This is a genomic window from Mycobacterium sp. 2-64 (assembly GCF_035918375.1).
GTDB classification, from domain to species: domain Bacteria; phylum Actinomycetota; class Actinomycetes; order Mycobacteriales; family Mycobacteriaceae; genus Mycobacterium; species Mycobacterium intracellulare.
Window position 1 is genome coordinate 3933259 of sequence record NZ_CP142361.1, and the last position, 23412, is coordinate 3956670.

Below are 23412 nucleotides of genomic sequence, written 5' to 3' on the forward strand. Positions count from 1 at the left end.
ACGTGAAAGTCCCCTTCACCTGGAAGGTCACCGGCTGGTTCATGGTCGGCTGGTCCCCGGAGTTTCCCGTCGGCGAGGTCCGGCCGCTGCACTATTTCGGCGAGGACCTGGTGGCCTACCGCGACGAGTCGGGCGAGCTGCACGTCCTGGAAGCGCACTGCAAACACCTCGGTGCTCACATCGGCCACGGCGGCAAGGTGGTCGGCGACTGCGTCGAGTGCCCCTTCCACGGGTGGCGCTGGGGCCCGGACGGCTGCAACAAATACATTCCCTATCAGCCGGACCGACCCAACCGCGCGCTACACCTGAAGGTGTATCCCGTCCGCGAGCAATACGACTGCGTGTTCATCTGGCACCACCCGGACGGCAAGGAACCGCAGTGGGAAATGCCGGACATCTTCAGGAAGTTCCCCCAATTCGAGACCGATCCGGCGGCCTACTACCGGGCATATCCGGAGTTTTCCCGGCGCGCGGAGCGCGAGCCGGTGCATCCGCAGATCGTGGCCGAGAACGCCCCCGACAGCGCCCATTTCGAGTACGTGCACCACGCCACGGTGACACCCCGAGTCCTCGACTGGAAGATCGTCGACCACGAGTGGCAGTTCATCGCCGGCTGGCCTGATGCGAACAGCGACGACCCCGAGGACCTCGCGTTGCGGTTCCACAGCCACCTGTTCGGCCTCGGCGGGGCCATCAGCGTTTTCGAGGGCGCGCAGAATCACCGGCTGATCTTCACGTGCACACCGGTCGACGACGAGTGTTCGGACCTGTTCTACTCGATCTGGTGGCCGCGGATCCCCGGCGATGACTCCCCCGTACCGGAGGGCAAACTCCGGGAGGTCATCGAGAAGCAGTTCTTGTCCACCGTGTTCGACGACCTGCAGATCTGGCGCTACCAAAAGTACGTAGAGCGTCCGCCGCTGTCCAAAGTCGACGCGAAAGGCTATATGGCACTGCGGAAGTGGGCGACGCAGTTCTATGACGTCGCGCCGGTGGGCGCCCCCGCATGACGGACCCGCTGGCCGGACTGGCCGCACCCGAGCACACCGCGATCGTCACCCAGGAGTGCCAGGGCGCGGTGATGGGTCCCGATGCCGGCCTGGCCATGCTCGCCGAGGAGGCTCGCCGCGACGCGCTGCCCAACATCGCGCGCCTGCTGCCCGCGGCCCGGGCGGCCGGAGTGCGCGTTGTGCATTGCCTGGTGCAACGGCGGCCCGACGGGCTCGGCTCCAACCACAACGCGAAGATCTTCGCGATGGGCGGCGGCAACCGGGTGGACATCACGCCCGGCACACCGGGTGCGGAGTTGCTGCCCGAATTAGGGCCGGAGCCTTCGGATTTGGTGTTGCGCCGCTGGCACGGCGTGGGCCCGATGGGCGGCACCGATCTGGACGCGGTGTTACGCAATCTCGGCGTATCGACCATCGTCGTGGTGGGTGTTTCGCTCAACATCGCGATTCCCAACCTCGTCATGGACGCGGTCAACTCCGCCTACCGGGTGGTCCTGCCCCGCGACGCGGTGGCCGGCTTCCCCGCCGACTATGGTGCAGCGATGATCGCCAACACGCTGTCGCTGCTGGCCACCGTCACCAGCACCGACGATCTTCTGCAGGCCTGGGACAAGGGAGCCCGATGACCGATACCGCGCCGGAAGTCCGCGGCGGGTTCCCCGACGTCAAACCCGTCGAGGACGCTCCCGCCGAGCTGGGCCCGTTCGTCGCCGCGCTGCGCCGCCTGCAGGACCTGACCGTGTCCACCAAGCCGGACCCCGCGGTGTGGGCCGCCGCGACGGCGCACCTGGAGAACGCCTGCGCGCTGCTGGACGGCCACCAGGTCCCGGAGATCGAGGCGGTGGCCGGCCGGGTGCTGACCCTGCCCGGGTTGGCCCATCCCCTCCTGCCGCCCTGGATGGTGACCGAGTCCGGCCCCGACGGTGTGAGGATGGCCGGGCATTTCACCGCCTCGCACATCGGCGGGAACCGGGCCGTGCACGGCGGCATGATCCCGCTGTTCTACGACTGGTTGTTCGGCATGGTGGTGTCCACCGCGGATATCCGGCCGACGCGCACCGCCTACCTGCATGTCGACTACCGGAATATCACCCCGATCGACCAGCCGCTGAGCGCTCAGGGGCGCATCACCAAAGCCGAGGGCAGGAAAGTTTTCATTGACGCTACTATGACAGACGCGGACGGCACGTTGCTCAGCGAAGCCAACGGCCTGATGGTTCGCCTGCTACCCCACCAGCCGTGAGAGGCACGATGTCCGACACCACAACAACATTCACGGTGCCTGCCGTCGCGAAGGCCGTCGCGGCGGCCATCCCCGACCGCGAGCTGATCATCCATGGGGATCGCCGGTACACCTACGCGCAGGTGATCGACCGCTCCAACCGGCTGGCCGCCTACCTGCACTCGCAGGGGCTGGGGTGTCACACCGAGCGCGACGCGCTGGCGGGCCACGAGGTGGGCCAAGACCTGCTCGGCCTCTACGCCTACAACGGGAACGAATTCGTCGAGGCGCTGCTGGGCAGCTTCCAGGCGCGGGTCGCCCCGTTCAACGTCAACTTCCGCTATGTGAAAAGCGAGCTGCAGTATCTGCTGGCGGACTCGGGGGCCACCGCGCTGCTCTACCACGCCGCGTTCGCACCGCGGGTCGCCGAGATCCTCCCCGACCTGCCACAGCTACGCGTACTGATCCAGATCGCCGACGCCTCGGGCAACGACTTGCTCGACGGCGCAATCGATTACGAGGCCGCCCTGGCATCCGTGTCCCCGGAACCGCCGCCGGTGCAGCACTCCGCCGACGACCTGTACGTCCTGTACACCGGGGGCACGACCGGCATGCCGAAGGGCGTGCTGTGGCGCCAGCACGACATCTTCATGACGTCCTTCGGCGGGCGCAACCTCATGACCGGCGAGCCGTCGCAGTCCATCGACGAGATCGTGAAGCGCGCGGCCGCGGGGCCGGGCACCAAGCTGATGATCCTGCCCCCGCTGATCCACGGCGCGGCCCAGTGGAGCGTGATGACCGCGATCACCACGGGCCAATCCGTCGTCTTCCCCACGGTCGTCGATCATTTGGACGCCGACGACGTGGTCCGCACCATCGAGCGGGAAAAGGTCGCGGTGGTGACGGTGGTCGGTGACGCGATGGCCCGCCCCCTGGTCGCCGCCATCGAGAAGGGGATCGCCGACGTGTCGTCGCTGGCGGTCGTCGCCAACGGCGGCGCCCTGCTGACCCCGTACGTCAAGCAGCGCTTGATCGAAGTGCTGCCGAACGCCGTCGTCGTCGACGGCGTCGGCTCGTCGGAGACCGGGGCGCAGATGCACCACATGTCGACCTCGGGGGCGGTCGCGACCGGCACGTTCAATGCCGGGCCGGACACGTTCGTGGCCGCCGAGGATCTGACGGCGATCCTGGAACCCGGGCACGACGGGATGGGCTGGCTGGCCCAACGCGGTTACGTTCCGCTCGGCTACAAGGGCGATGCGGCCAAGACCGCCAAGACTTTTCCGGTGATCGACGGCGTTCGCTACGCCGTCCCCGGTGACCGCGCGCGCCACGGCGCCGACGGCTCCGTCGAACTGCTCGGCCGCGACTCGGTGACCATCAACTCCGGCGGCGAGAAGATCTTCGTCGAGGAGGTCGAAACGGCCATCGCGTCGCATCCCGCCGTGGCCGACGTGGTGGTCGCCGGGCGGCCGAGCGAACGGTGGGGCCAGGAGGTTGTCGCGGTCGTGGCGCTGGCCCAGGGCGCCCGCGCCGAGGCCGACGAGCTGGTGGCCCACGCCTCAAACACGTTGGCGCGCTACAAACTGCCCAAGGCGATCGTGTTCCGTCCGGTCATCGAGCGCAGCCCGTCGGGCAAGGCCGACTATCGGTGGGCGCGTGAGCAGGCGGTGAGTGGCTGAGCGATGTCATTGCTGCAGAAGGACGAGACGCTGACGGCATCGACCGAGGTGCGAGCCTACGCGGAACAGGTGTACGCCGTCGTCTCCGACGTCACGCGGATCCCGGAGTGGAGCCCGGAGACCGTGCGTGCCCAGTGGCTGGCTCCGGACCGTTTTCGGGCCTGGAACCGAAGGCGGCTGGGGCGGTGGCGGACCGAAGCGGTCGTCGCCGAAGCCGCACCGGGACAACGGTTCTCGTTCGTCGTTCAGGCCATGGGCGGGGACTGGACGCAGTGGACATATCTCATCGAACCCGGCTCCACCGCCGGCACATCGCGCCTCACCGAAGTCGTCCGGATGTGTGTCCCATTGCCATGGGCCGCAGTGGCGTTCGAGCGCCTCTTCTTGTTCATCCGGGATCGACGTAAAGATCTTCAAGCGAACCTCGAACTTTCGGTGGACCGGATCCGCACGATTGTCGAGGCAGGGAACCCATGAACTATCACGGGCGCATCGCTGTCGTCACGGGCGCCGGCTCCGGCATCGGCCGCGCACTGACGCAGGCCCTCACCCGCGGCAGGGCGCATGTCGCGGCCGCCGACATCGACGAAAAGGGCCTCAGCCAGACGCAAGCAGCGTGCCCACCCGGCCAGGTCACGCCGTACCGGGTCGACGTGGCGGACCGGGACGCGGTGCTGGGCTTCGCCGAAGACGTGCACCGGCAACTCGGGCCCGCCTCGATGTTGTTCAACAACGCCGGAGTCGACCTGTTCGCGAGCGTGGCGGACATGTCGTGGAAAGATTTCGACTGGCTCATCGGCATCAACATCGGTGGGGTCGTCAACGGCACCAAGGCCTTCCTGCCGCAACTCGTCGAGGCCGGTTCCGCCCAGCACCCGTCGCGGTTGGTGAACCTGTCCAGTGCCTTCGGATTGATCGCGGTGCCCTACCAAGGCGCCTACAGCACCGCGAAGTTCGCGGTGCGCGGTTTCACCGAGGCGCTGCGCCAAGAGATGATCATCGAACGTCACCCGGTGACCGTCCACTGCGTGCACCCCGGGGTGGTCAAAACCAACTTCGGGACCAACATGCGCGCCGCCGAGACGGAGGACCCCGACCAGGCGGCCAAACTCTTTGCGCGCGCGGCAATCACCTCCCCCGAGAAGGCCGCCCGCCTCATTCTGCGTGGGGCCGAGAAGAACCGGGCGAGGATCCTCATCGGCCCTGACGGGCGCGTGATGGCGGCGATGCCCCGGCTGCTAGGCGCGCACTACGCCGCGGTGCAGGCCTATGCCGCGAGGGTGACGAATTCGCGTTCGGGGCGCGCCGGCGCCTGACTACGGCAGCACCCGCACCGGGACGTTGTTCCAGCCCGCGACGTTTTGCATGTTGACACGACGGCAGCCCGCCCAGTCCACCTCATAGCGGGGCATGTGATCGAGCAGCTTCTGCAGTGCGACAGAGCTTTCCATGCGTGCCAGCGCCGCCCCGAGGCAGCTGTGGATCCCGTACCCGAATCCGAGGTTCTGCGCCTCGGTGCGGTCACGCTCGATGTCGAAGACCTCTGGCTTCGTCCACGCGCCGGGATCACGGTTGGCCGAACCCAGCAGCAAAAACACCGGCTTGCCGGCGGGGATGGTGACGCCGTGCACGGTGACGTCTTCGCGCGAGCAGCGCACGTTGTACTGGTTCGGGGATTCGTAGCGCAGCACCTCTTCGACGGCCGCGGGGACCTTGCTGCGGTCGTCGAGCAGTTTCTGCCATTGCTCGGGATGGCGCGCAAACAGCACCACCGCGTTGGCCACCAGCTTGGTCACCGTCTCGGCGCCGGCCCCACCCAATAGCACGGCGAACTGGGCGATTTCGATATTGTCCAAGGCCGTGAGCTCACCGTTCTCGCGCTCGACGCGGGCCGCCACCAGGGCGCTGATCATGTCGTCGCGCGGGGCGGCCCTGCGCTCCTTCACCAACTGGTAGTAGGCGATCGCCATCTGCGTCGCGGCCTGCACGCCGGCCTCCGACATCTCGACCTCGCCCGGCTCGCGGTGCAGGAACGTGTCGAGCCACAGCCGGATCTGCTGACGGTCCTCTTCCGGCACCCCGAGCATCGTCGTGATGACCTCGACGGGGAACAACGCCGAGAAATCCTGGACGACATCGAATCCCGCGGGGTCGGTGGCGTCGAGATAGCGGTCGACCAGTCCGGTCACCAGCGGGCGCATCGCTTCGATCGCGCGCGGCGTGAACACCTTGTTGACCAGGCCGCGCATGTGCCGGTGCTCGGGCGGGTCCATCATGATGATCGACTTGTGCCCCATCGGTTCCTCGGAGCGCACCGCCGCGAGGTCCACGCCGCGCGCCGACGAGTACGTCTCGAAGTTCTTGTACGCCGCGGCGACGTCCACGTGGCGGCTCAGCGCGTAGAAGTCGTACCGTTCGCTGTAGTAGACCGGGGCTTCCTCACGCATCCGTCGGTAGGTTTCGTACGACCCGTTGAAGAAGTCCTCCGAGAACGGGTCGAATTCCAAGGCGACGGTCATTTCGCAACTTTCTTGAGGCGGCGGTGCGTGCGGGCCCGCGCGATTCGCAGGGCGGTGTTGGCGTAGAACCGCAACGAACTGCCGAACGGCGGCGCCGCGGTTCCGGTGATGCTGAACGGCAGGTCATTGCCGACCACGGTGCGGTAATGGCTGAAGGTGTCGAACCCGGCCTTGCCGTGATAGGCGCCCATCCCGCTGCGCCCCACTCCCCCGAACGGCGCCGCGGATGGGATCATCTGCGCCGCAAAGTCGTTGCGGGCGACGCCGCCGCTGCGGGTGTTGCGGACAAAGCTGCGGAAATTCTCGTCGTCGGGACCGTACCAGTACGCCACCAGCGGCGCCGGCCGCCCGTTGATGTAGTCGATCGCCTCGTTCAGACGGGAGTAGCCCATGACGGTCAACACCGGGCCGAAGACCTCTTCGTCGGCGATCCGCATCCGGTCGTCGATGTCGCGGACAATGGTGGGCGCAATTTTGCGGCTGGCGCGGTCGGGCAGCGACTCGCCCTCCGGGCCAATCGTTTCCACGCGGGCGCCGTGTGCCCGCGCGTCGTCGATCAGTCGTACCACTCGGTCGAAATTGGCCTGGTTGACGCTGGAGCAGTAGTCGGCGTTGGCGATCACCGTCGGGAACATCCCGCGCAACGTTTCGCGGGCGGTGTCGACGAAGCTGTCGAGGTGGTCGTCGGGCACCATGACGTAATCGGGGCAGACGCATACCTGTCCGCCGTTGACCATCCGGGCCCGCGCGATGCGCGCCGCCGATCGCGCAATGTCGGCGCCCGGCGCAACCACCACGGGGTTCTTGCCGCCCAGTTCCAGGGTCACCGGAACGAGGTTCTGGGCGGCCGCGCGTTGGACCAACGCACCCACCGACGGCGAGCCGGTGAAGAACAGATGATCGAACGGCAACGCCGCGAAGGCGGCCGCGACGTCGGCGCCACCGGTGACCACGTCGAGCTCGGCCGGGTCGAAGTACTTGGGCGCGGTCGCCGCCATCAGATCCGCGGTATGCGCGGTGATCTCCGACATCTTGATCATCACCCGGTTGCCGGCGGCGAACGCCGCCGACGCGGGCAGCACCACGAGGTTGACCGGGAAATTCCACGGACCGATCACGCCGACGACGCCGAGCGGGGTGGGCTCGACTTCGGCCCGCAGGCCACACAGCCGCGCGGCGGGCATCAGTTTGGCCGGACGCATCCATTGCGCCACATGGGATCTGGTGTGCTCGACCACAGAAGTGATCCCGATGATCTCGGTGAACAACGAGGCCGCCTTGGACCGGGTGCCGTAGTCGGCGGCCATGGCATCGATGAACGCGTCGCTGTTGTCCAGCAGCAGCGCCATCAGCCGATCGATACGGTTGCGCCGGACCGCGGCGGTGGGCGGCCCCTCGGCCACAAAGGAGCGCCGTTGCCGGTCCAGCATCGCCCGTAAATCGGCTTGCCGCCGCCCCGCCGGACCGTCAACCTGTTGGCCAACTGAACCCATGGCTGCACAGCTTACGGCAGCCGTAGCCGCGTCGATATAGTCTACTGTAATCTTTACAGTACGACCGTGTACCCGAGCCGGAGAGCAGCCGTGGAAAGTCAGCTTCAGGATGCCGTCACCGGCGACAAGCCGGGCGACTACCTGCGCGACCCGTACCCCTACTTCGCGCGGAAGCGCAGCGAGGGCGGGGTTTTCCACGGCACCGTCATGGACTACTCCAAGACCCCCGAGTCGCTGCGACCCAAGCGGTCCTTCGCGGCGGTGTCCTTCGACGCGGTGAACAAGGCGTTTCGTGACGGCCGGGTGTTCAGTTCGGCGATGTACGACACCACCATCGGCCTGTTCATGGGGCCGACCATCCTGGCGATGGAGGGCAAAAAACACCGCGACCACCGCAACCTGGTGTCCGCGGCGTTCAAGTCCAAGGCCCTGGCCCGCTGGGAACCCACCGTCGTCCGGCCGATCTGCAACGCCCTCATCGACGAGTTCATCGACTCCGGCCGGGCCGATCTGGTCCGCCAATTCACCTTCGAGTTTCCCACCCGGGTCATCGCCACCCTGTTGGGTCTGCCGGCAGACGACCTGCCCATGTTTCACCGACGCGCGGTCGAACTGATCAGCTACGCCGTCAAATACGAACGCGCCTTCGAAGCGTCGGCGGCGTTGAAGGACTACTTCCTCGAGCAGATCGAAGCGCGCAGGGCCGAGCCGACCGAGGACATCATCGGCGACCTGGTCACCGCCGAGATCGACGGCGAAAAGCTCAGCGACGAAGCCATCTACTCGTTCCTGCGCCTGCTGCTGCCCGCCGGGCTGGAAACCACCTATCGGTCCTCGGGCAACCTGCTGTTCCTGTTGCTCACCCACCCCGAGCAGCTCGCCGCGGTGCAGGCCGATCGCACCCTGATCGCACCGGCGATCGAGGAGGGCCTGCGCTTCGAGACGCCGTTGACCACGGTGCAGCGGTTCACCTCCGAAGACACCGAACTGGAAGGGGTCACGATCCCGGCCCGCTCGGTGGTCGACCTCTGCATCGGCTCGGCGAATCGCGACGGACACCGCTGGGAGCGCCCGGAAGAGTTCGACATCTTCCGTGCGCACGTGCCGCACATCTCGTTCGCCGCCGGTGAGCACACCTGCTTGGGGCTGCACCTCGCGCGCATGGAGACCCGGGTCGCGCTCGAATGCCTGCTGGATCGGGTGACCAACATCAACCTGCTCACCGATGACGATCCGCATATCCACGGTCAGCCGTTCCGTTCGCCGACCGCGCTTCCGGTTACGTTCGACGCGAAGTAGGGTCCCGGGAATGGTCAAGGTAATGCAGGGCTTTCGGGTCCTCGAGGTTGCGCAGTTCACGTTCGTCCCCGCCGCCGGCGCGATCCTCGCCGACTGGGGTGCCGACGTCATCAAGGTCGAGCATCCGGCGCGCGGCGATACTCAGCGTGGCTTCGTCAACATGGGTGGCTTCCAGCTCAATCCCGACCGGCATCCGCTGATAGAGCATCCCAATCGGGGCAAGCGCAGCGTTGGGATCGATGTCTCCACGCCGGGCGGTCAGGAAGTGATCTACGAACTGGCCAAGTCCGCCGATGTGTTCCTGACCAACTACATGCCCGCGCAGCGACAGAAGCACAAGTTCGACGTGGAGCACATCCGCGCGGTGAACCCGAACATCGTGTATGCGCGCGGCTCGGCCTACGGCGACAAGGGCGCCGAGCGTGACGTCGGGGGCTATGACGGGACGGCGTTCTGGACGCGCAGCGGGGTGGGGTACGCGCTGACCCCCGAGGAGTTGGGCGGTGCACTGGGACAGGGCATTCCCGCGTTCGGGGACTCCATTGGCGGCATGTTCATCGCCGGCGGCATCTCGGCCGCGCTGCTGCACCGCGAGCGGACCGGCGAAGCGCTCGAGCTGGACGTGTCGTTGCTGAGCACGGCGTGGTGGGCGGCGGGCGCGAGCGTGACGCAGGGCATGGAAACCGGCGAGGTCATGCGCACCCCGATGCCCGGATCCGCGGCCGCGTCGGTGAATCCGTTCCTGGGCAATTACTTAACCTCCGATGGCGGCACGATCAACCTGTGCATCGTCAGCCCGACGGGCTACATTCGCGACACCTTCGAGCACCTCGGCATCCCCGAGGCGGCCGACGATCCCCGCTTCTGCGAAGTGCTGCCGTTGATCCAAAACGCCGACGCTGCCGCCGAGCTGATCGCAAAGGCCTTCGCCGGCAAGCCCTTCGACTACTGGCGACAGCACCTGAAAACGATGAAGGGCCAGTGGGCGCCGTTTCAGAGCCTCCTCGATCTGGCCGACGACGAGCAAGCCATCGCCAACGACATGATCGTCGACGTCGAGTCCAACGACGGCGGTGCACCGTTCAAGGTCGTCCGCGGGCCGGTGCAGTTCAACCACGAACCGCTCGTCACCACCCGGGCCCCGCAAGCATCCGAGCACACCGAAATCGTCCTGATGGAACTCGGGATGGACTGGGACCGCATCGCCGAACTCAAAGATTCAGGAGCCATCGCATGAATCGCGCCGAGGACGATGCAAAACGAAGTGATGAGGAGGAGTGGCGCACATGAATCGCGCCGACGACGATGCAAAACGAAGTGATGAGGAGGAGTGGCGCGCATGAATCGCGCCGACGACGATGCAAAACGAAGTGATGAGGAGGAGTGGCGCGCATGAATCGCGCCGACGACGATGCAAAACGAAGTGATGAGGAGGAGTGGCGCGCATGAATCGCGCCGACGACGATGCAGAACGGAGTGATGAGGAGGAGTGGCGCAAATGAATGACGTCGCGATCATCGGCGTGGGCCTGCACCCCTTCGGTCGCTTCGAGGGCAAGTCCGCGATGGAGATGGGCGTCGACGCGATTCGGCTCGCGGTCGACGACGCGGGCGTGCAGTGGAAGGACATCCAGGCCGCCACCGGGGGCAGCTGGACCGTCGCCAACCCCGATGCCATCGTCGGCATGGTCGGGCTCTCGGGCATCCCCTTCACCAACGTGTTCAACGCCTGCGCGACTGCTGCCAGCGCCGCCAAGGCCTGCGCCGACGGAATCCGGTTGGGCGACTACGACATCGGAATCGCCATCGGCCTGGACAAGCATCCGCGCGGCGCGTTCACCGAGGACCCGGCCCTGGTCGGGATGCCGCGCTGGTACGCCGAGAACGGCCAGTACCTCACCACCCAGTTCTTCGGCATGAAAGCCAACCGCTACCTGCACGAGCACGGCATCTCCCAGCAGACGCTGGCCAAGGTGGCGGCCAAGAACTTCCGCAACGGCGCGCGGAACCCGAACGCGTTTCGGCGCAAACCGATTCCCGAAGACGAGATCCTCAACTCGACGATGCTGAATTACCCGCTCACCCAGTACATGTTCTGTGCGCCCGACGAGGGCGCCGCCGCCGTGGTCATGTGCCGCGCCGACATCGCGCACCGCTACACCGCCAAGCCGATCTTCGTGCGGGCGGTCGAGGTACGCACCCGTCGCTACGGCGCCTACGAGGTGAACACCACCTTCGCCCCGGTCGACGAGGACGTGGCGCCGACTGTGTATGCCGCCAAGGCCGCGTTCGAAAAGGCCGGTGTGGCACCGGAAGACGTCGACGTCATTCAGCTGCAGGACACCGACGCCGGCGCCGAGATCATCCACATGGCCGAATGCGGTTTCTGCGCCGACGGCGAGCAGGAGAAGCTGCTGGCCGACGGCGCCACCGAGATCACCGGCTCGATGCCGGTCAACACCGACGGCGGGCTGATCGCCAACGGCGAACCGATCGGGGCGTCGGGCCTGCGGCAAATTCACGAGCTGGTGCGCCAACTCCGCGGCGAAGCCGGCGATCGTCAGGTGGCCGGTGAACCACGCGTCGGATTCGCTCAGCTCTACGGTGCGCCCGGCACCGCCGCGGCCACCATCCTGACCACCTAGCGCGAGCAGACACCAAAGCACCCGACTCGCCGGTGTGTTCCGTGCTTTTGTGTCTGCTCACGCAAGAAAGGGCACCTATCCCCGTGGCTCAATCCACCCAATTCACCGGAGCGCCGATCTTCGACGCCGACCAGCACATGTACGAAACGCCCGAAGCGCTGACGAAATACCTTCCGGAAAGGTATTCGCGGGCCGTCCAATTCGCCCAGATCGGGCGGCAAACCCGCATCGTGATCAACAACAAGGTCAGTGACTTCATCCCCAACCCGACGTTCGAACGCGTCGCGGCCCCCGGCGCGCACGAGAAGTTCTTCGCCGGGGAAAACACCGATGGCCTCACGTTGCGCGAGATGCAGGGACCGGCCATCGCGGCGCCGGCCGCGACCCGTAACCCGGTCGATCGGGTGGCCGAACTCGACCGCCAGGGTGTCGTCGAGGCGCTGAACTACCCCACGCTGGCCAGCCTGGTCGAGCACTCCTCGGCCGACGACCCCGAGCTCACACTGGCGATCATCCACGCGTTGAACCAGTGGATGGCCGAACACTGGACCTACAACTACGCCGACCGCGTCTTCTCCACACCCATCATCAACTTGTCTGAGGTCGACGCCGCGCAGCGCGAACTGGACTACCTTCTGGCCAACGGCGTCCGCGCCGCGCTGATCAAACCGGGTCCCGTGAACGGCGTCCACGGCTGGCGGTCGCCGGCGCTGCCCGAATTCGACCCGTTCTGGCGCGATGTCGAGGCCGCGGGCCTGCCGATCGTGCTGCATGCCAGCTACCCTCCGCTGGACGATTACGTCGGCACGTGGGAACCGCCCCACACCCAGAATTTCATGGCCATGAGCGCATTTCGCTGGATGGTGCTGGGGCACCGCGAAATTGCCGACATGATCACCAGCCTGATCTGCCACGGGACCCTGACCCGGTTCCCGAAGCTGCGCATCGCCAGCGTCGAGAACGGCAGTTCGTGGATCTTCCCGTTGTTCAACGACTTTGAAGACCTATACAAGAAGATGCCACAGAACTTCCCGGAGCATCCCCACGACGTGTTCCGCCGCAACATCTGGGTGAGCCCGTTCTGGGAGGGTTGCGTGGCCGACGTCGTCGACACGGTGGGATGGGACCGAGTGCTGTTCGGCTCCGACTACCCGCACCCCGAAGGCCTCGCCGAACCCAAGGGCTTCTGGAAATACGCCGACAACATGGACGAGCGGCGCACCTATGACTTCATGGGCGACAACGCGCGCCGGTTCATGGGCCTGCCGATCGCCAACCCCGACCCGGACGCCGTCAACCCGCCCGCCCTCGCCGGCACAGGTTAAGCCCGCCGAGCGCTAGGAAGCCTTCTGCGCGACCGGCGCGTAGGCCGGCTTGCCCAGGCCCAGCACGTACTGCGCGATCATGTTGCGGAACACCTCGAGGGTGCCGCCGTAGATCCCGACCAGCGGCGCGAACCTGAACACGTACTCCGCGGCGCCGTCGTCGGCCGCGCCGTCGGTGCCGATCGGCAGCGCGGACGCCGTGCCGAGGATGTCCATCAGGTCCGGGGAGATGTCACGCATCGTCTGCGCGAGGGCGACACGGCCGAAAATGCTGGGCGCACTGAGCGCCGCTTCCATGCGCGCGGCGCTGCGCCCCAACCGGTACGCCACCGCCGCATCGTCAATGAGCCTGCGCCCGTTCGGATCCCGCTCTGACACCTTACCCGCGGCCTTGTCCAGCGCGTCGGCCATGAACCCGGCCTGATGCATCATGATCGACACGTCCTGTAGCCCGTCGGGGGCGGCCGCCACCGCGCCGTGCTCGACGTTGAGCGGCTCGCGCAGCACCGTCCAGCCCGCGTTCACGTCGCCCAGCCGGTACTTGTCGTCGACGCGCACGTCGCTGTAGTAGACGATGTTGGTGCGATCGCCATCGACGGTGCGGATGCCCTGGATCTCGATGCCCGGGGAGTCCAGCGGGACCAGGAACATGGTCAGGCTCTTGTGCTTGGGGGCAGTCGGGTCCGTGTTGGTGATGAGGAAAACGTACCGGCAGTTGTGGGCACCGGTGGTAAACATCTTGGAGCCATTGATAATCCAGCCGTTCCCGTCCCGCACCGCGCGGGTCTTACAGGTGGCGATGTCGGATCCGCCCTCGGGTTCGGTGTAGCCCAGGCACAGCCGAACGTGCCCGCTGAAGACGCCCGGCAGCACCTCGTCCCGCAATTCGCTCGACCCGAACCGCGCGACCGAACGCGCCACCATGGCGGTGGTGCCCCAGGTCACCCAGGGCACGTGGGCGCGCCGCTTCTCGAGTTCCCAGATGCGGCGATGCACGCGGCTGAAGCCGCCTTCGGCTTCCGGCTTCCATTCGCGTTCCAGGTATCCGGCGGCGCCCAGCGCCAGGTGCACCCCTTCGTCGAAGTTGTCGCCGGTCTCGCGGTCCCGGCGCTTGACGTCCTCGGTCACATGGGTGCGCAGGAATTCGCGTGCTTCGTCGAGGAAACGCCGATCGTCGTCGGACAGCGTGACACGTGAGAAATCCACTATGCGCCCTTCCTCGAGTTGCCTTCGCGCGCCGCGACGAGTTCGCCGATGTACTTCGCGCTGGCCCCGGGATCCCCGCCGGCCAGTGCCCAGCCGCGGGCACGCACAAGATAGGCCGTCGCGGCCGCCTCCGCCGAAACACCAAGACCGCCTTGCACATGCACCGCCATGGTCGCGGCCTTGGGCGCCTCTTCCGCCATGAACACGAACGCCGAGGGCGCCAACTCGGGGCGTTCGTCGGGCTCGTTGTCGAGGAACCAGGCCGCGCGCCGCGCCAGATTGCGGCCGCCCTGCACGGTGATGGCGATGTTGGCCAGTGGATGGGAGATGCCCTGCAGCGTCGAGATCGGCACGCCCAGCGTGTAGCGGGTCTTGGCGAACTCGGCGGCGATGGTCATGGTCTCTTCCACCAAGCCCACCAACGCGGCCGCCGACAGCACCCGCCACTCATCCAGCGCGCGTTGATATTCCGCCGCCGCCCCAGGGCCGCTGGCCAGGACGGTTCGGGTGTCGGCGGTGGCCGGATCCACCCAGGCCATCGGCAGCCGACCGATGTTGTCCACCTTCGCCGGGCGGGTGCCGAAGCTCAGCGCGACGACGTCCTCGCCGTCGCGCACGACGATCTGGTCGGCGATCGACCCGGTGGGCAGCAGCCGCGCCCCGGAGGCGCTGTCGTGCTGGGGATCGAACGCGGCCAGTCGCGTGCCCTGGACCACATCGGGTTCCGCCGCGCCGAGTCGGGCCAGCAGGCGCGCGGCGCAGACCTGGTCGATCCACGGCACCGGCGCCAGCGACCGGCCGATCTCCTCGGCCACGAGCGTCAGGTCGACGAGCGTCGCGCCGTCTCCGCCCGCGGATTCCGGCACGGCCATCGTGGTTGCGCCCATGGCGCACAACCGCTCCCAGAGGTTCTTGTCGAAGCCGGTCTCCTCCGCGGCGCGCACGGTCTCGATCGGGCAATGCGTCTTGAAGAAATCGCGGTACGCGGCCTGCAACGCCTCATGATCCGACGTCAGGCTGTAGTCGAGCCTACGTAGTTCGTAACGGTCCATACTCAGCGTTCCTCCTGGCCACTGAAGAAGAATTCCTGGGCGTTGTTGTAGAGATAGTTTTCGAGGACGTCGGCGGGCAAGTCCAGCGCGGCGGCCTCGGGCACGACGCGGTGCATTTTCAGGACGGGCCAGTCGGAACCGAAGATCACCTTGCCCTTACCGCGCGTCCGCATGTAGTGCAGCAGGCTCTCCGGTAACCGTTTCGGCGACCACGCCGACGTCATCAGGCGCAGGTTGGCGTACTTGATCAGCAGCCTGATCGCGATGTCCCACCAGGGATCCGCGCCGTGGATCATGCACAGTTTCAGTTCCGGGAACCGCACGCACACCCGGTCGAGGTGGATCGGATTTTGCACCTCCCCGGGGATGGGCGGCCCGGGGATGCCGGTGTTGATGCACAGCGGAAGCTCGAGCTCGGCGCATTTGGTGTAGAGCGGGTAGTAGACGGCGTCGCTGGGCGGGTACTGGCCGTCCCCCCAAAAGCTCGGCCCCACAGCCGCATACGCCACGGGCAGGTCGTTGACGACGGCAGTAAGCTCCCGCAGGGAGGGCATCGGCCGCAGCAGGTTCACCCCGCCCATGGCCAGGGCGAACCGCTCGGGCTTGTCCTCGACGAATTTGCGCGCCGTCACCGACGGCTTGGCGAGGTTGTCCATCAGGATGGCCTTGCGCACGCCGTGCGCGTCCATTTCGTCGAGCAACTCGGTCAGCTCGACGGGCGCGAACATGGACTCCGGCCCCTTGAAGTAGTCGTCACGCACCTTGAGCATCCAGGTCGGTTGCTTCTCGGTCTCGCCGAAGTGCACGTTGACCAGGCAATCGATTGCTTTCATGTGGACATCGGCGCCTTTGCTGTTGCGTGACGTTTCGCCCAACGGTAATCGGCCTTGCCGTTGCCCAAGCGTTGGACGTGCTCGACGAACAGGAATTCCTTGGGCGCCTTGAACCGTGCCAGTTGCGTGGTGCACAGCGTGTGCAGCTCGTCTGCCGTCGCGGCGGCGTCTGCCCGGAGTTCGACGAGGGCGACGAGTTCTTCTCCCCAGCGCTCGCTGGGGCGCCCGACCACCAGCGCGTCGGCGATCGCCGGGTGGGCGCGCAGCACCTCTTCGACTTCCTCGACGAAGACCTTCTCGCCGCCGGTGTTGACCACCAGCGAGTCCCGGCCGAACAGCCGCAGGGTGCCGTCGGCCTCCAGCGCGGCGCGGTCGCCCGATATCACCACCCGCTTGCCGTCGATCTCGGGAAAGGTCTTGCGGGTTGCGTCGGGATCGTTGAAGTACCCCAACGGGATTCGTCCCTCCCTGGCGACCCAGCCCACCTCGGCCTCGCCTGGACGGAGAAAGCGGGTGTAGTCCTCGGAGAGGACCAGTCCACCCTCCCGCAGGGTGAACGTGTCGGTTTGCGTGTCGCGCCGGCTGTGGCCGAATCCCATGTTCCCGGTCTCCGACGAGCCGTACCCGTTGATCACCGTGACCTGGGGGATCAACTCCACCAGGGCGCGTTGGTATTTCGGGTTCGTCGCGGCGCCGCCGGTGCCGATCGCGTACAGCGACGACAGGTCATAGGAGCCGCGGCGCAGTTCGGTCACCAGCGGCGCCGCGTAGGCGTCGCCGACCATGGTCATCAAGCCGACCTTCTCGCGCTGCGCCGTTTCGAGAACCGTTCGGGGGTCGAGCTTTTTGCCGGTGTCGTACATCACCACGGGCGTGCCGGCCATGATCGCCGAGAACGCCGTCCACATGCCGGCGGCGTGCATCAGCGGCGACACGGCGAACCACGGCGCCCCGGCCGCCCCGCGCACCTTGTCGTGAATCTCCTCAGCGCAGGCGTGGTCTGCCCCCACCATCGACGACACATAGATGTCGGACTGCCGCCACAGCACACCCTTGGGCCGGCCGGTCGTGCCGCCGGTGCAGATCATCAGCAGGTCGTCCGGCGACCCGACGACGCGCTGGTCGGTATCCCCTTGCGCCAGGGCGTCTTCCAGCGACACCGCACCCGGTAGGTGCGGGGTCTCGCTGCCGTCGTCGACCGCGATCAGCAAGTCCGCGCCATCGCGGGCGAGGACGTCGGCGAACTGGGCGCCCAGCGCCCGGTGGTAGATGACCGCCCGGGGCTGTACGTAATCGAGAAGTTCACCGACCTCGCGCGGGGTGTAGTAGTAGTTGATGTTCACCGGGACGGTCCGGGCCTTGAGGCACCCGATGACCATGTCGGGGTACAGATCGTTGTGCATCACCAGCGCGACCCGGTCCTGCCCGCATTCCCAGTTCTGCAGTTCCGCCCGCTCCCGGTGTGCGCCGAATCCCTTGCTCGCCAGGAAGTTCGCCAGCCGGCGGGTGCGGTCCGCCGACTCGGCGAAGGTGCTGCGACGGTCGCCGCACACCGTCATCGTCCGGTCGCCAATGACGGCGGCGATCTCGTCGAGCACCGCGCCGATGGTCCATTCGCTCACGGAAGTAACCGCGCCCCGGTAATCAAGCAGCCGAACCGACTTGGACGCCTAGGAGGTCTAGGGCGTTGTCTCGCATGATCTTTCGAACATCGGACTCGCTGAAGCCCTTCAGCTCCTCGGCGAACGACACCGGCGATGCGAGTCCTTCCCCGTGCGGCCAGTCGGAACCGAACAGGATCTTGTCGACGCCGATGACCTCGGCCAGCTCCGGCAGATCGTCCTCGTAGTAGGGGGCGATCCACACGTTGTTGCGCAGCTGCTCCACCGGGTCCTCGGGGAAATACTGGGGCTGGGTGTTGGCCGCCTTCTTGAGGCGCTTGATCAGCCGATGCACGAAGTAGGACCCGTTTTCGATGCTGACCGCCTTGAGTTTCGGGTGGCGGGTGAACACGCCGTGCACGATCATCGAGGCCATGGTGTCGTGAATGGCCCGGTCGTCCAGGAGCACCTGATCCAGCGGATCCTTCGCGCCGAAGCCCTCGAAAGTCGATTTCCCGCCCCACAGCGCTGCGATCGCCAGGTAACCGCTGTCGGAGAGGTGGAATCCCACCGGCACTCCCGCTTCGGCCAGCCTGGCCCACACCGGATCGTGGCTGGGATCGCCCAGCGACCGCGGCTTGACCAGCCCGGGCACCGGCGCGGGCCGCACCAGGACCAGCTTGGCGCCGCGCGCCAACACGAACTCGACCTCTTCGACGGCTTTGACCGGATCGGCCAGCGAGATGATCGGGGCGGAGATGATGCGATGGTCCGGACGGTCGAAGCCCCAGTCCTCGTCGAGCCACAGGTTGAATGCGTGCACCGAGGCCATCGTCGCCTCGATGTCGTGTTTGAGCGCCTCTTCAACTCCGCACGCGAACGTCGGCAGCATGAACACCGTCTCGATGTCCTGGGTGTCCATCACCGCGATCCGGGCGTCGCGGTTCTGGTACTCCGGGTGCTCGGCGAGCCGCTCGACCTTCATCAACGAGGCCGGGTCGACGCCTTCCGGGATCTCGCCGCGGAACAACAGGTCGAGGCAGCCCGGCACGATGATCGGGTCGAAGGTGACGTTCGGGATGAAGTGGTTGATGCGGTCGCCCATCAAGGCCCAGCTGCGTTTGCCGTCGCTGACGATCTGGACACCGCGCCGTTTGAACCGCTTGTCCAAATGGCGGGTAAACGAATCCAACGGTTCGTAGTAGTGATTGTCGACGTCGATCGCTCGATAGTTCAGGGTGGTCATGATGTTCCTTTCCGGCTGGTTAGGTGGCCAATGGCGGGAACCGCGGTGGCCGCTTCTCCAGGAAGCTGGTGATGCCTTCGACAACGTCGGGCCGCAGCAGCGACTCGTGCATGAGTGTTTCGGCGCGGGCGCTGACATCGGCGACATCGCGCAGCGCGTCGCCGTAGGCCTGCCGCTTGATGACCGCCAGCGACGCCGGTGAACAATTGCGCGCGATGTCGTCGGCGTATGCCAGGGCGCGCGACATCAGTTGTTCGGGCGCGACGACGTCCTTGACCAGTCCGAGTTGCGCGGCCTCCTCGGCGAAGAACGTGCGCCCGCTCAACAGCAAGTCCATCGCCGCGCCCCAGCCGGCGAGCCGCGGCAGGATCCAGGAGATGCCGTACTCGGCGATCAAGCCCCGCCGGGTGAACGCGGTGGCGAATTTGGCTCCGGCGGCCGCGAACCGGACGTCACACATCAGGGCGTGCGTCAGGCCGATCCCGACGCAGGCGCCGTTGACCGCGGCGATGATCGGCTTGCGCAGCTCGGTGAGGAAATGCGGGTGGCGGTCGCCGACCAGCTTGGTGACGTCGGTGTCGCCGTCCCCGAGTTTTTCGTCGATGGATCCCGCGCCACCCAGGTCCGCGCCCGCGCAGAATCCCTTGCCGGCACCCGTCAACACGATCACCCGCACCGCGGGGTCGGCTTCGGCGCGGTCGATGCTTGCGTAGAAGCCCCTCGAGATGTCGGGGCCCCAGGCGTTGAGGCGCTCGGGACGGTTGAAGGTCACGACCGCAACACCGGTTTCGGTGGTTTCATACAGCACCGCCTCATCGGTGACCACACGGTCGGCGGCGCCCATATGACCGTCCCCTCATAGCTGACCAACTGGCGAGTTTGTACCCATACTGTATACCTATCGGTACCGCATTCCACAACTGCGCCCACACCCCCGTGAACGGCGACTAAACAGCGTTTTTGGGCGTCCGCTTGGCGCCGTGATCACCCCCTAGGCCGAGGGGCGGCGACGGGATGTGGCGATCGACACGCTGACCCATGTTTGCGTCGACCCCGCGATCGGGAACGCGTAGAGGAGCCGATCATCACATGGGGGAAGGAGAGGCAATGGTTGACACCAAGAGCGGACCGGTCGAACTCGTCCGGGGCATCGTGGAAGACGTCCTCGGGAGGACCAAGCAGGTCATCGGCATCATCATCGGCCACAACGACCTGATCGAAGAGGGCAAGGCCCAACAGGACAAGGCGGATGCGCAGCGCAGCGCCGGGAAAAAGGAAGCCGCCGATAAGGCCCGCGGCAAGGCCAAGGCGTACGAGCAGCGTGAGCGGGCCGAACAGCAGTAGACGGTCGGTCTGAGCGAGCGGGCCCGGTTCCTAACCGGGCTCGCTTCGCGTGGTAATCCCTTCTACTGCAACACCGTTTGGATCAAACCCAGGCGCTTGTAGGCGTGCTCGATCTGGGCCTTCGCCTCCGCGGGTAATTCGGCCTGCGGCGGGCGGGAATGTGGATACGCGCCGATGGGCAACCCCAGCAGCGACGCGGCGTACTTGAACGCGCCGCCCCAGTGGGTGAAGTAGTCCGCGCGCCCCGGATAGCACGTCCACCACGATCCGACGTCGAGGTCGAACTGATCCAACCCGGATTCGCGGGCGTAGTCCATGGCCTCGACGAGCTTGTCGCTCTGCACCAAATCCCAATACTCGGAGAACAATCGCCGCTCGGGCGTCTCGAACAGGTAGCCCGAGGTACCCAGCTGCGCCGGGCACACGATCCCGTCGCGCAGCCACCCCGCCCGGTACACCGTTTTGTCGCATTCCCACACGGCCAGACCGGGCGCCAGCTGATGAAGCATGCGGCTGGCCGCCGGCCGGAAGGCGCCCTCCTTGGTGGCGCACACCGCGGGCACCTCGTGGTAGATGCGTGCGCTCTCGGCCGGCGTCAACACGTAGCCCGAGGACGGCGAATTGAACATGCCCAGAGCGATATTCGTGCGCGCAGCCACGTATTGGAAAAAGCGGAGCACGCCTTCGCCGCCGTGGGCCTCCATCATCGGCGTCTGGATGTAGACGATGTCGGCGCCCGCTTCCCGGGCGTGCAGAGTCAGTTCCAAACAGTCCTTCGCCGACATCGCCGCCGTGCAGGCCTGCACCACCACACCGGGATTGATGCTGCGCGCCTCCTCTACCGCAACCTCCAGCAGGCGTTTCCGCTCGTCGAGGGTCAGCGACCAGAATTCGGCAATGCCGCTGGTGCACCACAACATCGGGTGCCCGAGATCGCCGACGCAGTAGCGCACCAGTGTCCGGTAGGCGTCCCAGTCGATGTCGTCGCCGTCGGTCCCGCAGAACGGGGTGTAGAGGGAGTCACCGATCCCCCGCAATGCGCCGGGCGCCCACGCGCGTGCCTCTGCTGCCGTAGCCACAGTCGACTCCTTCTGTCTGCCAATCGATTTCTTCGACCCACGGTCAGGGAAGTCAGGTGAAGTCCGAACCGCCGTCGACGTTGATGTTGGCTCCGGTCATGTAGGAGTTGCGGCGCGAGGCGAGAAACGCTGCGACCGGGCCGATTTCTTCGGGGAGGCCCGCCCGTGGCATGTGCGCGGGATGACCGAAATGCTTGCCGATGGCCTCCATCAGGGCATAGGGATCATGGCCGTCGACGCCGACCGAATTCGCCCAGCCGACCAGTGATTCCGATGCGATGCTGCCCGGCGATACCACGTTGACCAAGATCTCGTCCTTGGCCAGCAGCAGGGACAGGTTCTTCGATACGCTCGTCAGCATCGATTTCGCCGCCGTGTACGCGGGCAGCATGACACTTTGTCGCTGAGTCGAGTGCGCCGAGAAGTTCACGATCCGCGCCCACTGCGCCTTACGCAGCAGCGGTAGCGCCGCCCGCACACAGCGCACCATGCCCAGCACCCCGTCTTCAACCGACTGACGCCATTGGTCGTCGGTCAAATCCTCGAAGGTACCCGCGGCGCCCGGCCCCACCGTGATGACCAGAGCGTTGAGTTCGCCGCCCCAGCGCTGGGAAAGCTCACCGAAAGCCGTGCCGACGGCGGCGTCGTCGCCGATGTCGGCGACGAGCCCGAGGGCGTCCGGGCTACCCCGTTGCGTGAGATCGGTCACCGCGGAATCCAGCGCGTCACGGCTGCGCCCGACGACCGCTACCCGGGCCCCCTCGTCGGCAAGGCAGCGCGCGGTGGCCAAACCCATGCCGCGGCTACCGCCGACCACCACCGCGGCGGCGTTTGCCAGCCCTAGATCCATTGCTTGACCCGCAGCTCTAACCTGGCCATTTTCGCCTGTCCAGCCGATTTACCAAAAAGCCTACGATAGGTATTACAGTAGCAGAGGGAAATTGCGACACGAAAGCGTATACGCAGGTCAGTACCGAAGAGCCGGTAAATTCGATTTTACCGGCAACGCGGCCGGCGGACCTCATGCACGAAACAGATTTTGATGGAGGTGCCCGTAGTGGCAAAACAGGCAACCGCCGATAAGCGTCAGCGACGCGAACGCGGGTCCATCAATCCCGACGACATCATCAGCGGCGCATTCGAACTCGCCGAGGAGGTGTCGATCGACAACCTGAGCATGCCGCTGCTCGGCAAACATCTCGGCGTGGGTGTGACGAGCATCTACTGGTACTTCCGCAAGAAGGACGACCTGCTCAACGCGATGACTGACCGCGCCCTGAGCAAGTACGTGTTCGCCACCCCCTATGTCGAAGCCAGCGACTGGCGGGAAACCCTGCGCAACCACGCGCGCTTGATGCGTAAGACGTTCATGGGCAACCCAATTCTGTGCGACCTGATTCTGATTCGCGCGGCACTGTCTCCGAAAGCGGCACGGATGGGCGCACAGGAGATGGAGAAGGCAGTTTCCAATCTGGTGGAGGCCGGCTTGTCGCCGGAGGACGCGTTCGACACCTATTCGGCGGTTTCGGTTCACGTCCGCGGATCAGTGGTTCTGCAACGGCTGTACGAAAAAAACCAGTCGTCGGATATCGGACCCCGTGCCATCGAGGACGCCGTTGCCATCGACCCCGAAAAGACCCCGCTCCTTTCCCAAGTCACCCGAATCGGGCACCGCATCGGCGCCCCGGACGAGACCAATTTCGAGTACGGCCTCACCTGCATCCTCGATCACGCCAGCAGGCTGATCGACGAGAGCAACGCAGCCAAGGGCAAGGCGGGGGCGAGCCGCCAGCGCAAGTCGTCGACCGCGCGAGGTCGGTCCAAGGCGCCGGCGAATCGCTGACCTAACCGAAACCG

General features: G+C 66.3%; 22 protein-coding genes. 12 read left to right on the plus strand and 10 right to left on the minus strand.

What is annotated here, in order from left to right:
- The first annotated feature begins 2 nt into the window (after nt 1–2).
- The 6 genes from QGN31_RS18245 to QGN31_RS18270 are packed head-to-tail and all read left to right on the plus strand — an operon-like array spanning nt 3 to nt 5230.
- Nucleotides 3–1010 carry a Rieske 2Fe-2S domain-containing protein gene (locus tag QGN31_RS18245; RefSeq protein WP_009957694.1) on the plus strand — a complete coding sequence of 336 codons (1008 nt, stop codon included), beginning with the start codon at nt 3–5 and terminating at the stop codon, nt 1008–1010.
- Complete coding sequence (locus QGN31_RS18250) at nt 1007–1636, plus strand: cysteine hydrolase (protein WP_014941539.1); 630 nt, start codon at nt 1007–1009, stop codon at nt 1634–1636. Before QGN31_RS18245 ends, QGN31_RS18250 begins: the two co-directional genes overlap by 4 nt.
- Nucleotides 1633–2253, plus strand: coding sequence for a PaaI family thioesterase (locus QGN31_RS18255; RefSeq protein WP_014941538.1), 621 nt, complete (start codon nt 1633–1635; stop codon nt 2251–2253). The genes QGN31_RS18250 and QGN31_RS18255 overlap by 4 nt, the downstream gene beginning before the upstream one ends.
- An 8-nt stretch (nt 2254–2261) precedes the next feature.
- The gene (locus QGN31_RS18260) at nt 2262–3914 is read left to right on the plus strand and encodes an acyl-CoA synthetase (RefSeq protein WP_014941537.1); all 1653 of its coding nucleotides are present in this window, start codon (nt 2262–2264) and stop codon (nt 3912–3914) included.
- A 3-nt stretch (nt 3915–3917) separates the two neighbouring features.
- Entirely contained in the window at nt 3918–4391 is a 474-nt protein-coding gene (locus tag QGN31_RS18265) for an SRPBCC family protein (protein WP_014941536.1), read from the plus strand.
- On the plus strand, nt 4388–5230 hold the full coding sequence (locus QGN31_RS18270) for an SDR family NAD(P)-dependent oxidoreductase (protein WP_014941535.1): 843 nt from the start codon (nt 4388–4390) through the stop codon (nt 5228–5230). The genes QGN31_RS18265 and QGN31_RS18270 overlap by 4 nt, the downstream gene beginning before the upstream one ends.
- Here QGN31_RS18270 and QGN31_RS18275 read toward each other — a convergent pair whose 3' ends face one another.
- Nucleotides 5231–6433 carry a cytochrome P450 gene (locus tag QGN31_RS18275; RefSeq protein ID WP_014941534.1) on the minus strand — a complete coding sequence of 401 codons (1203 nt, stop codon included), beginning with the start codon at nt 6431–6433 and terminating at the stop codon, nt 5231–5233.
- Nucleotides 6430–7863, minus strand: a complete 1434-nt coding sequence (locus QGN31_RS18280; protein ID WP_008254972.1) for an aldehyde dehydrogenase family protein — start codon at nt 7861–7863, stop codon at nt 6430–6432. Before QGN31_RS18280 ends, QGN31_RS18275 begins: the two co-directional genes overlap by 4 nt.
- 153 nt (nt 7864–8016) lie before the next feature.
- Between QGN31_RS18280 and QGN31_RS18285 the strand changes: the two genes are divergently transcribed.
- From QGN31_RS18285 to QGN31_RS18300, 4 genes are all read left to right on the plus strand, one after another.
- Nucleotides 8017–9225 (plus strand): cytochrome P450, encoded by a 1209-nt coding sequence (locus QGN31_RS18285; protein ID WP_014941533.1) that lies wholly within the window; start codon nt 8017–8019, stop codon nt 9223–9225.
- A 22-nt stretch (nt 9226–9247) separates the two neighbouring features.
- Complete coding sequence (locus QGN31_RS18290) at nt 9248–10462, plus strand: CaiB/BaiF CoA transferase family protein (RefSeq protein ID WP_043955647.1); 1215 nt, start codon at nt 9248–9250, stop codon at nt 10460–10462.
- A 261-nt stretch (nt 10463–10723) separates the two neighbouring features.
- Complete coding sequence (locus QGN31_RS18295; protein ID WP_009957706.1) at nt 10724–11869, plus strand: thiolase family protein; 1146 nt, start codon at nt 10724–10726, stop codon at nt 11867–11869.
- Nucleotides 11870–11952: 83 nt separating this feature from the next.
- Complete coding sequence (locus QGN31_RS18300; protein ID WP_014941531.1) at nt 11953–13194, plus strand: amidohydrolase family protein; 1242 nt, start codon at nt 11953–11955, stop codon at nt 13192–13194.
- Between the two features lie 12 nt (nt 13195–13206).
- On the opposite strand, the gene QGN31_RS18305 is transcribed toward QGN31_RS18300, so the two are convergent.
- Genes QGN31_RS18305 through QGN31_RS18330 form a run of 6 tightly spaced genes read right to left on the minus strand, consistent with a single transcriptional unit; the run spans nt 13207 to nt 19976 of the window.
- Nucleotides 13207–14400 (minus strand): acyl-CoA dehydrogenase family protein, encoded by a 1194-nt coding sequence (locus QGN31_RS18305; protein WP_014379618.1) that lies wholly within the window; start codon nt 14398–14400, stop codon nt 13207–13209.
- Nucleotides 14400–15452, minus strand: coding sequence for an acyl-CoA dehydrogenase family protein (locus QGN31_RS18310; RefSeq protein ID WP_009957710.1), 1053 nt, complete (start codon nt 15450–15452; stop codon nt 14400–14402). The genes QGN31_RS18305 and QGN31_RS18310 overlap by 1 nt, the downstream gene beginning before the upstream one ends.
- A gap of 2 nt (nt 15453–15454) precedes the next feature.
- Nucleotides 15455–16285: an amidohydrolase family protein gene (locus QGN31_RS18315; RefSeq protein ID WP_008254960.1), complete on the minus strand. Its 831-nt coding sequence runs from the start codon at nt 16283–16285 to the stop codon at nt 15455–15457.
- Nucleotides 16282–17907 carry an acyl-CoA synthetase gene (locus QGN31_RS18320; protein ID WP_014941530.1) on the minus strand — a complete coding sequence of 542 codons (1626 nt, stop codon included), beginning with the start codon at nt 17905–17907 and terminating at the stop codon, nt 16282–16284. The genes QGN31_RS18315 and QGN31_RS18320 overlap by 4 nt, the downstream gene beginning before the upstream one ends.
- A 22-nt stretch (nt 17908–17929) precedes the next feature.
- Complete coding sequence (locus tag QGN31_RS18325; protein WP_008254956.1) at nt 17930–19132, minus strand: amidohydrolase family protein; 1203 nt, start codon at nt 19130–19132, stop codon at nt 17930–17932.
- A 19-nt stretch (nt 19133–19151) separates the two neighbouring features.
- Nucleotides 19152–19976: an enoyl-CoA hydratase gene (locus QGN31_RS18330; RefSeq protein WP_009957714.1), complete on the minus strand. Its 825-nt coding sequence runs from the start codon at nt 19974–19976 to the stop codon at nt 19152–19154.
- Nucleotides 19977–20239: 263 nt separating this feature from the next.
- On the opposite strand from QGN31_RS18330, the gene mbp1 reads away from it, so the two are divergent.
- Nucleotides 20240–20476 carry a microaggregate-binding protein 1 gene (gene mbp1 / locus QGN31_RS18335; protein WP_014941529.1) on the plus strand — a complete coding sequence of 79 codons (237 nt, stop codon included), beginning with the start codon at nt 20240–20242 and terminating at the stop codon, nt 20474–20476.
- Between the two features lie 62 nt (nt 20477–20538).
- Here the strand turns inward: mbp1 and QGN31_RS18340 are convergent, their stop codons facing one another.
- Together QGN31_RS18340 and QGN31_RS18345 are read right to left on the minus strand one after the other, a co-directional pair.
- Nucleotides 20539–21555, minus strand: coding sequence for a dihydrodipicolinate synthase family protein (locus tag QGN31_RS18340; RefSeq protein ID WP_043954621.1), 1017 nt, complete (start codon nt 21553–21555; stop codon nt 20539–20541).
- 52 nt (nt 21556–21607) lie between these two features.
- Entirely contained in the window at nt 21608–22405 is a 798-nt protein-coding gene (locus QGN31_RS18345) for an SDR family NAD(P)-dependent oxidoreductase (protein WP_008254948.1), read from the minus strand.
- Nucleotides 22406–22597: 192 nt separating this feature from the next.
- On the opposite strand from QGN31_RS18345, the gene QGN31_RS18350 reads away from it, so the two are divergent.
- Entirely contained in the window at nt 22598–23398 is an 801-nt protein-coding gene (locus tag QGN31_RS18350; protein ID WP_014379615.1) for a TetR/AcrR family transcriptional regulator, read from the plus strand.
- The last annotated feature ends 14 nt before the right edge of the window (nt 23399–23412 follow it).

Bases quoted from the DNA above. Each gene is read 5' to 3' on its own strand.
- QGN31_RS18250 (WP_014941539.1), top strand. From the start codon at position 1,007: ATGACGGACCCGCTGGCCGGACTGGCCGCACCCGAGCACACCGCGATC.
- QGN31_RS18255 (WP_014941538.1), top strand. From the start codon at position 1,633: ATGACCGATACCGCGCCGGAAGTCCGCGGCGGGTTCCCCGACGTCAAA.
- QGN31_RS18260 (WP_014941537.1), top strand. From the start codon at position 2,262: ATGTCCGACACCACAACAACATTCACGGTGCCTGCCGTCGCGAAGGCC.
- QGN31_RS18265 (WP_014941536.1), top strand. From the start codon at position 3,918: ATGTCATTGCTGCAGAAGGACGAGACGCTGACGGCATCGACCGAGGTG.
- QGN31_RS18270 (WP_014941535.1), top strand. From the start codon at position 4,388: ATGAACTATCACGGGCGCATCGCTGTCGTCACGGGCGCCGGCTCCGGC.
- QGN31_RS18275 (WP_014941534.1), bottom strand. From the start codon at position 6,433: ATGACCGTCGCCTTGGAATTCGACCCGTTCTCGGAGGACTTCTTCAAC.
- QGN31_RS18280 (WP_008254972.1), bottom strand. From the start codon at position 7,863: ATGCTGGACCGGCAACGGCGCTCCTTTGTGGCCGAGGGGCCGCCCACC.
- QGN31_RS18290 (WP_043955647.1), top strand. From the start codon at position 9,248: ATGCAGGGCTTTCGGGTCCTCGAGGTTGCGCAGTTCACGTTCGTCCCC.
- QGN31_RS18295 (WP_009957706.1), top strand. From the start codon at position 10,724: ATGAATGACGTCGCGATCATCGGCGTGGGCCTGCACCCCTTCGGTCGC.
- QGN31_RS18310 (WP_009957710.1), bottom strand. From the start codon at position 15,452: ATGGACCGTTACGAACTACGTAGGCTCGACTACAGCCTGACGTCGGAT.
- QGN31_RS18315 (WP_008254960.1), bottom strand. From the start codon at position 16,285: ATGAAAGCAATCGATTGCCTGGTCAACGTGCACTTCGGCGAGACCGAG.
- QGN31_RS18325 (WP_008254956.1), bottom strand. From the start codon at position 19,132: ATGACCACCCTGAACTATCGAGCGATCGACGTCGACAATCACTACTAC.
- QGN31_RS18330 (WP_009957714.1), bottom strand. From the start codon at position 19,976: ATGGGCGCCGCCGACCGTGTGGTCACCGATGAGGCGGTGCTGTATGAA.
- mbp1 (WP_014941529.1), top strand. From the start codon at position 20,240: ATGGTTGACACCAAGAGCGGACCGGTCGAACTCGTCCGGGGCATCGTG.
- QGN31_RS18345 (WP_008254948.1), bottom strand. From the start codon at position 22,405: ATGGATCTAGGGCTGGCAAACGCCGCCGCGGTGGTGGTCGGCGGTAGC.
- QGN31_RS18350 (WP_014379615.1), top strand. From the start codon at position 22,598: ATGGAGGTGCCCGTAGTGGCAAAACAGGCAACCGCCGATAAGCGTCAG.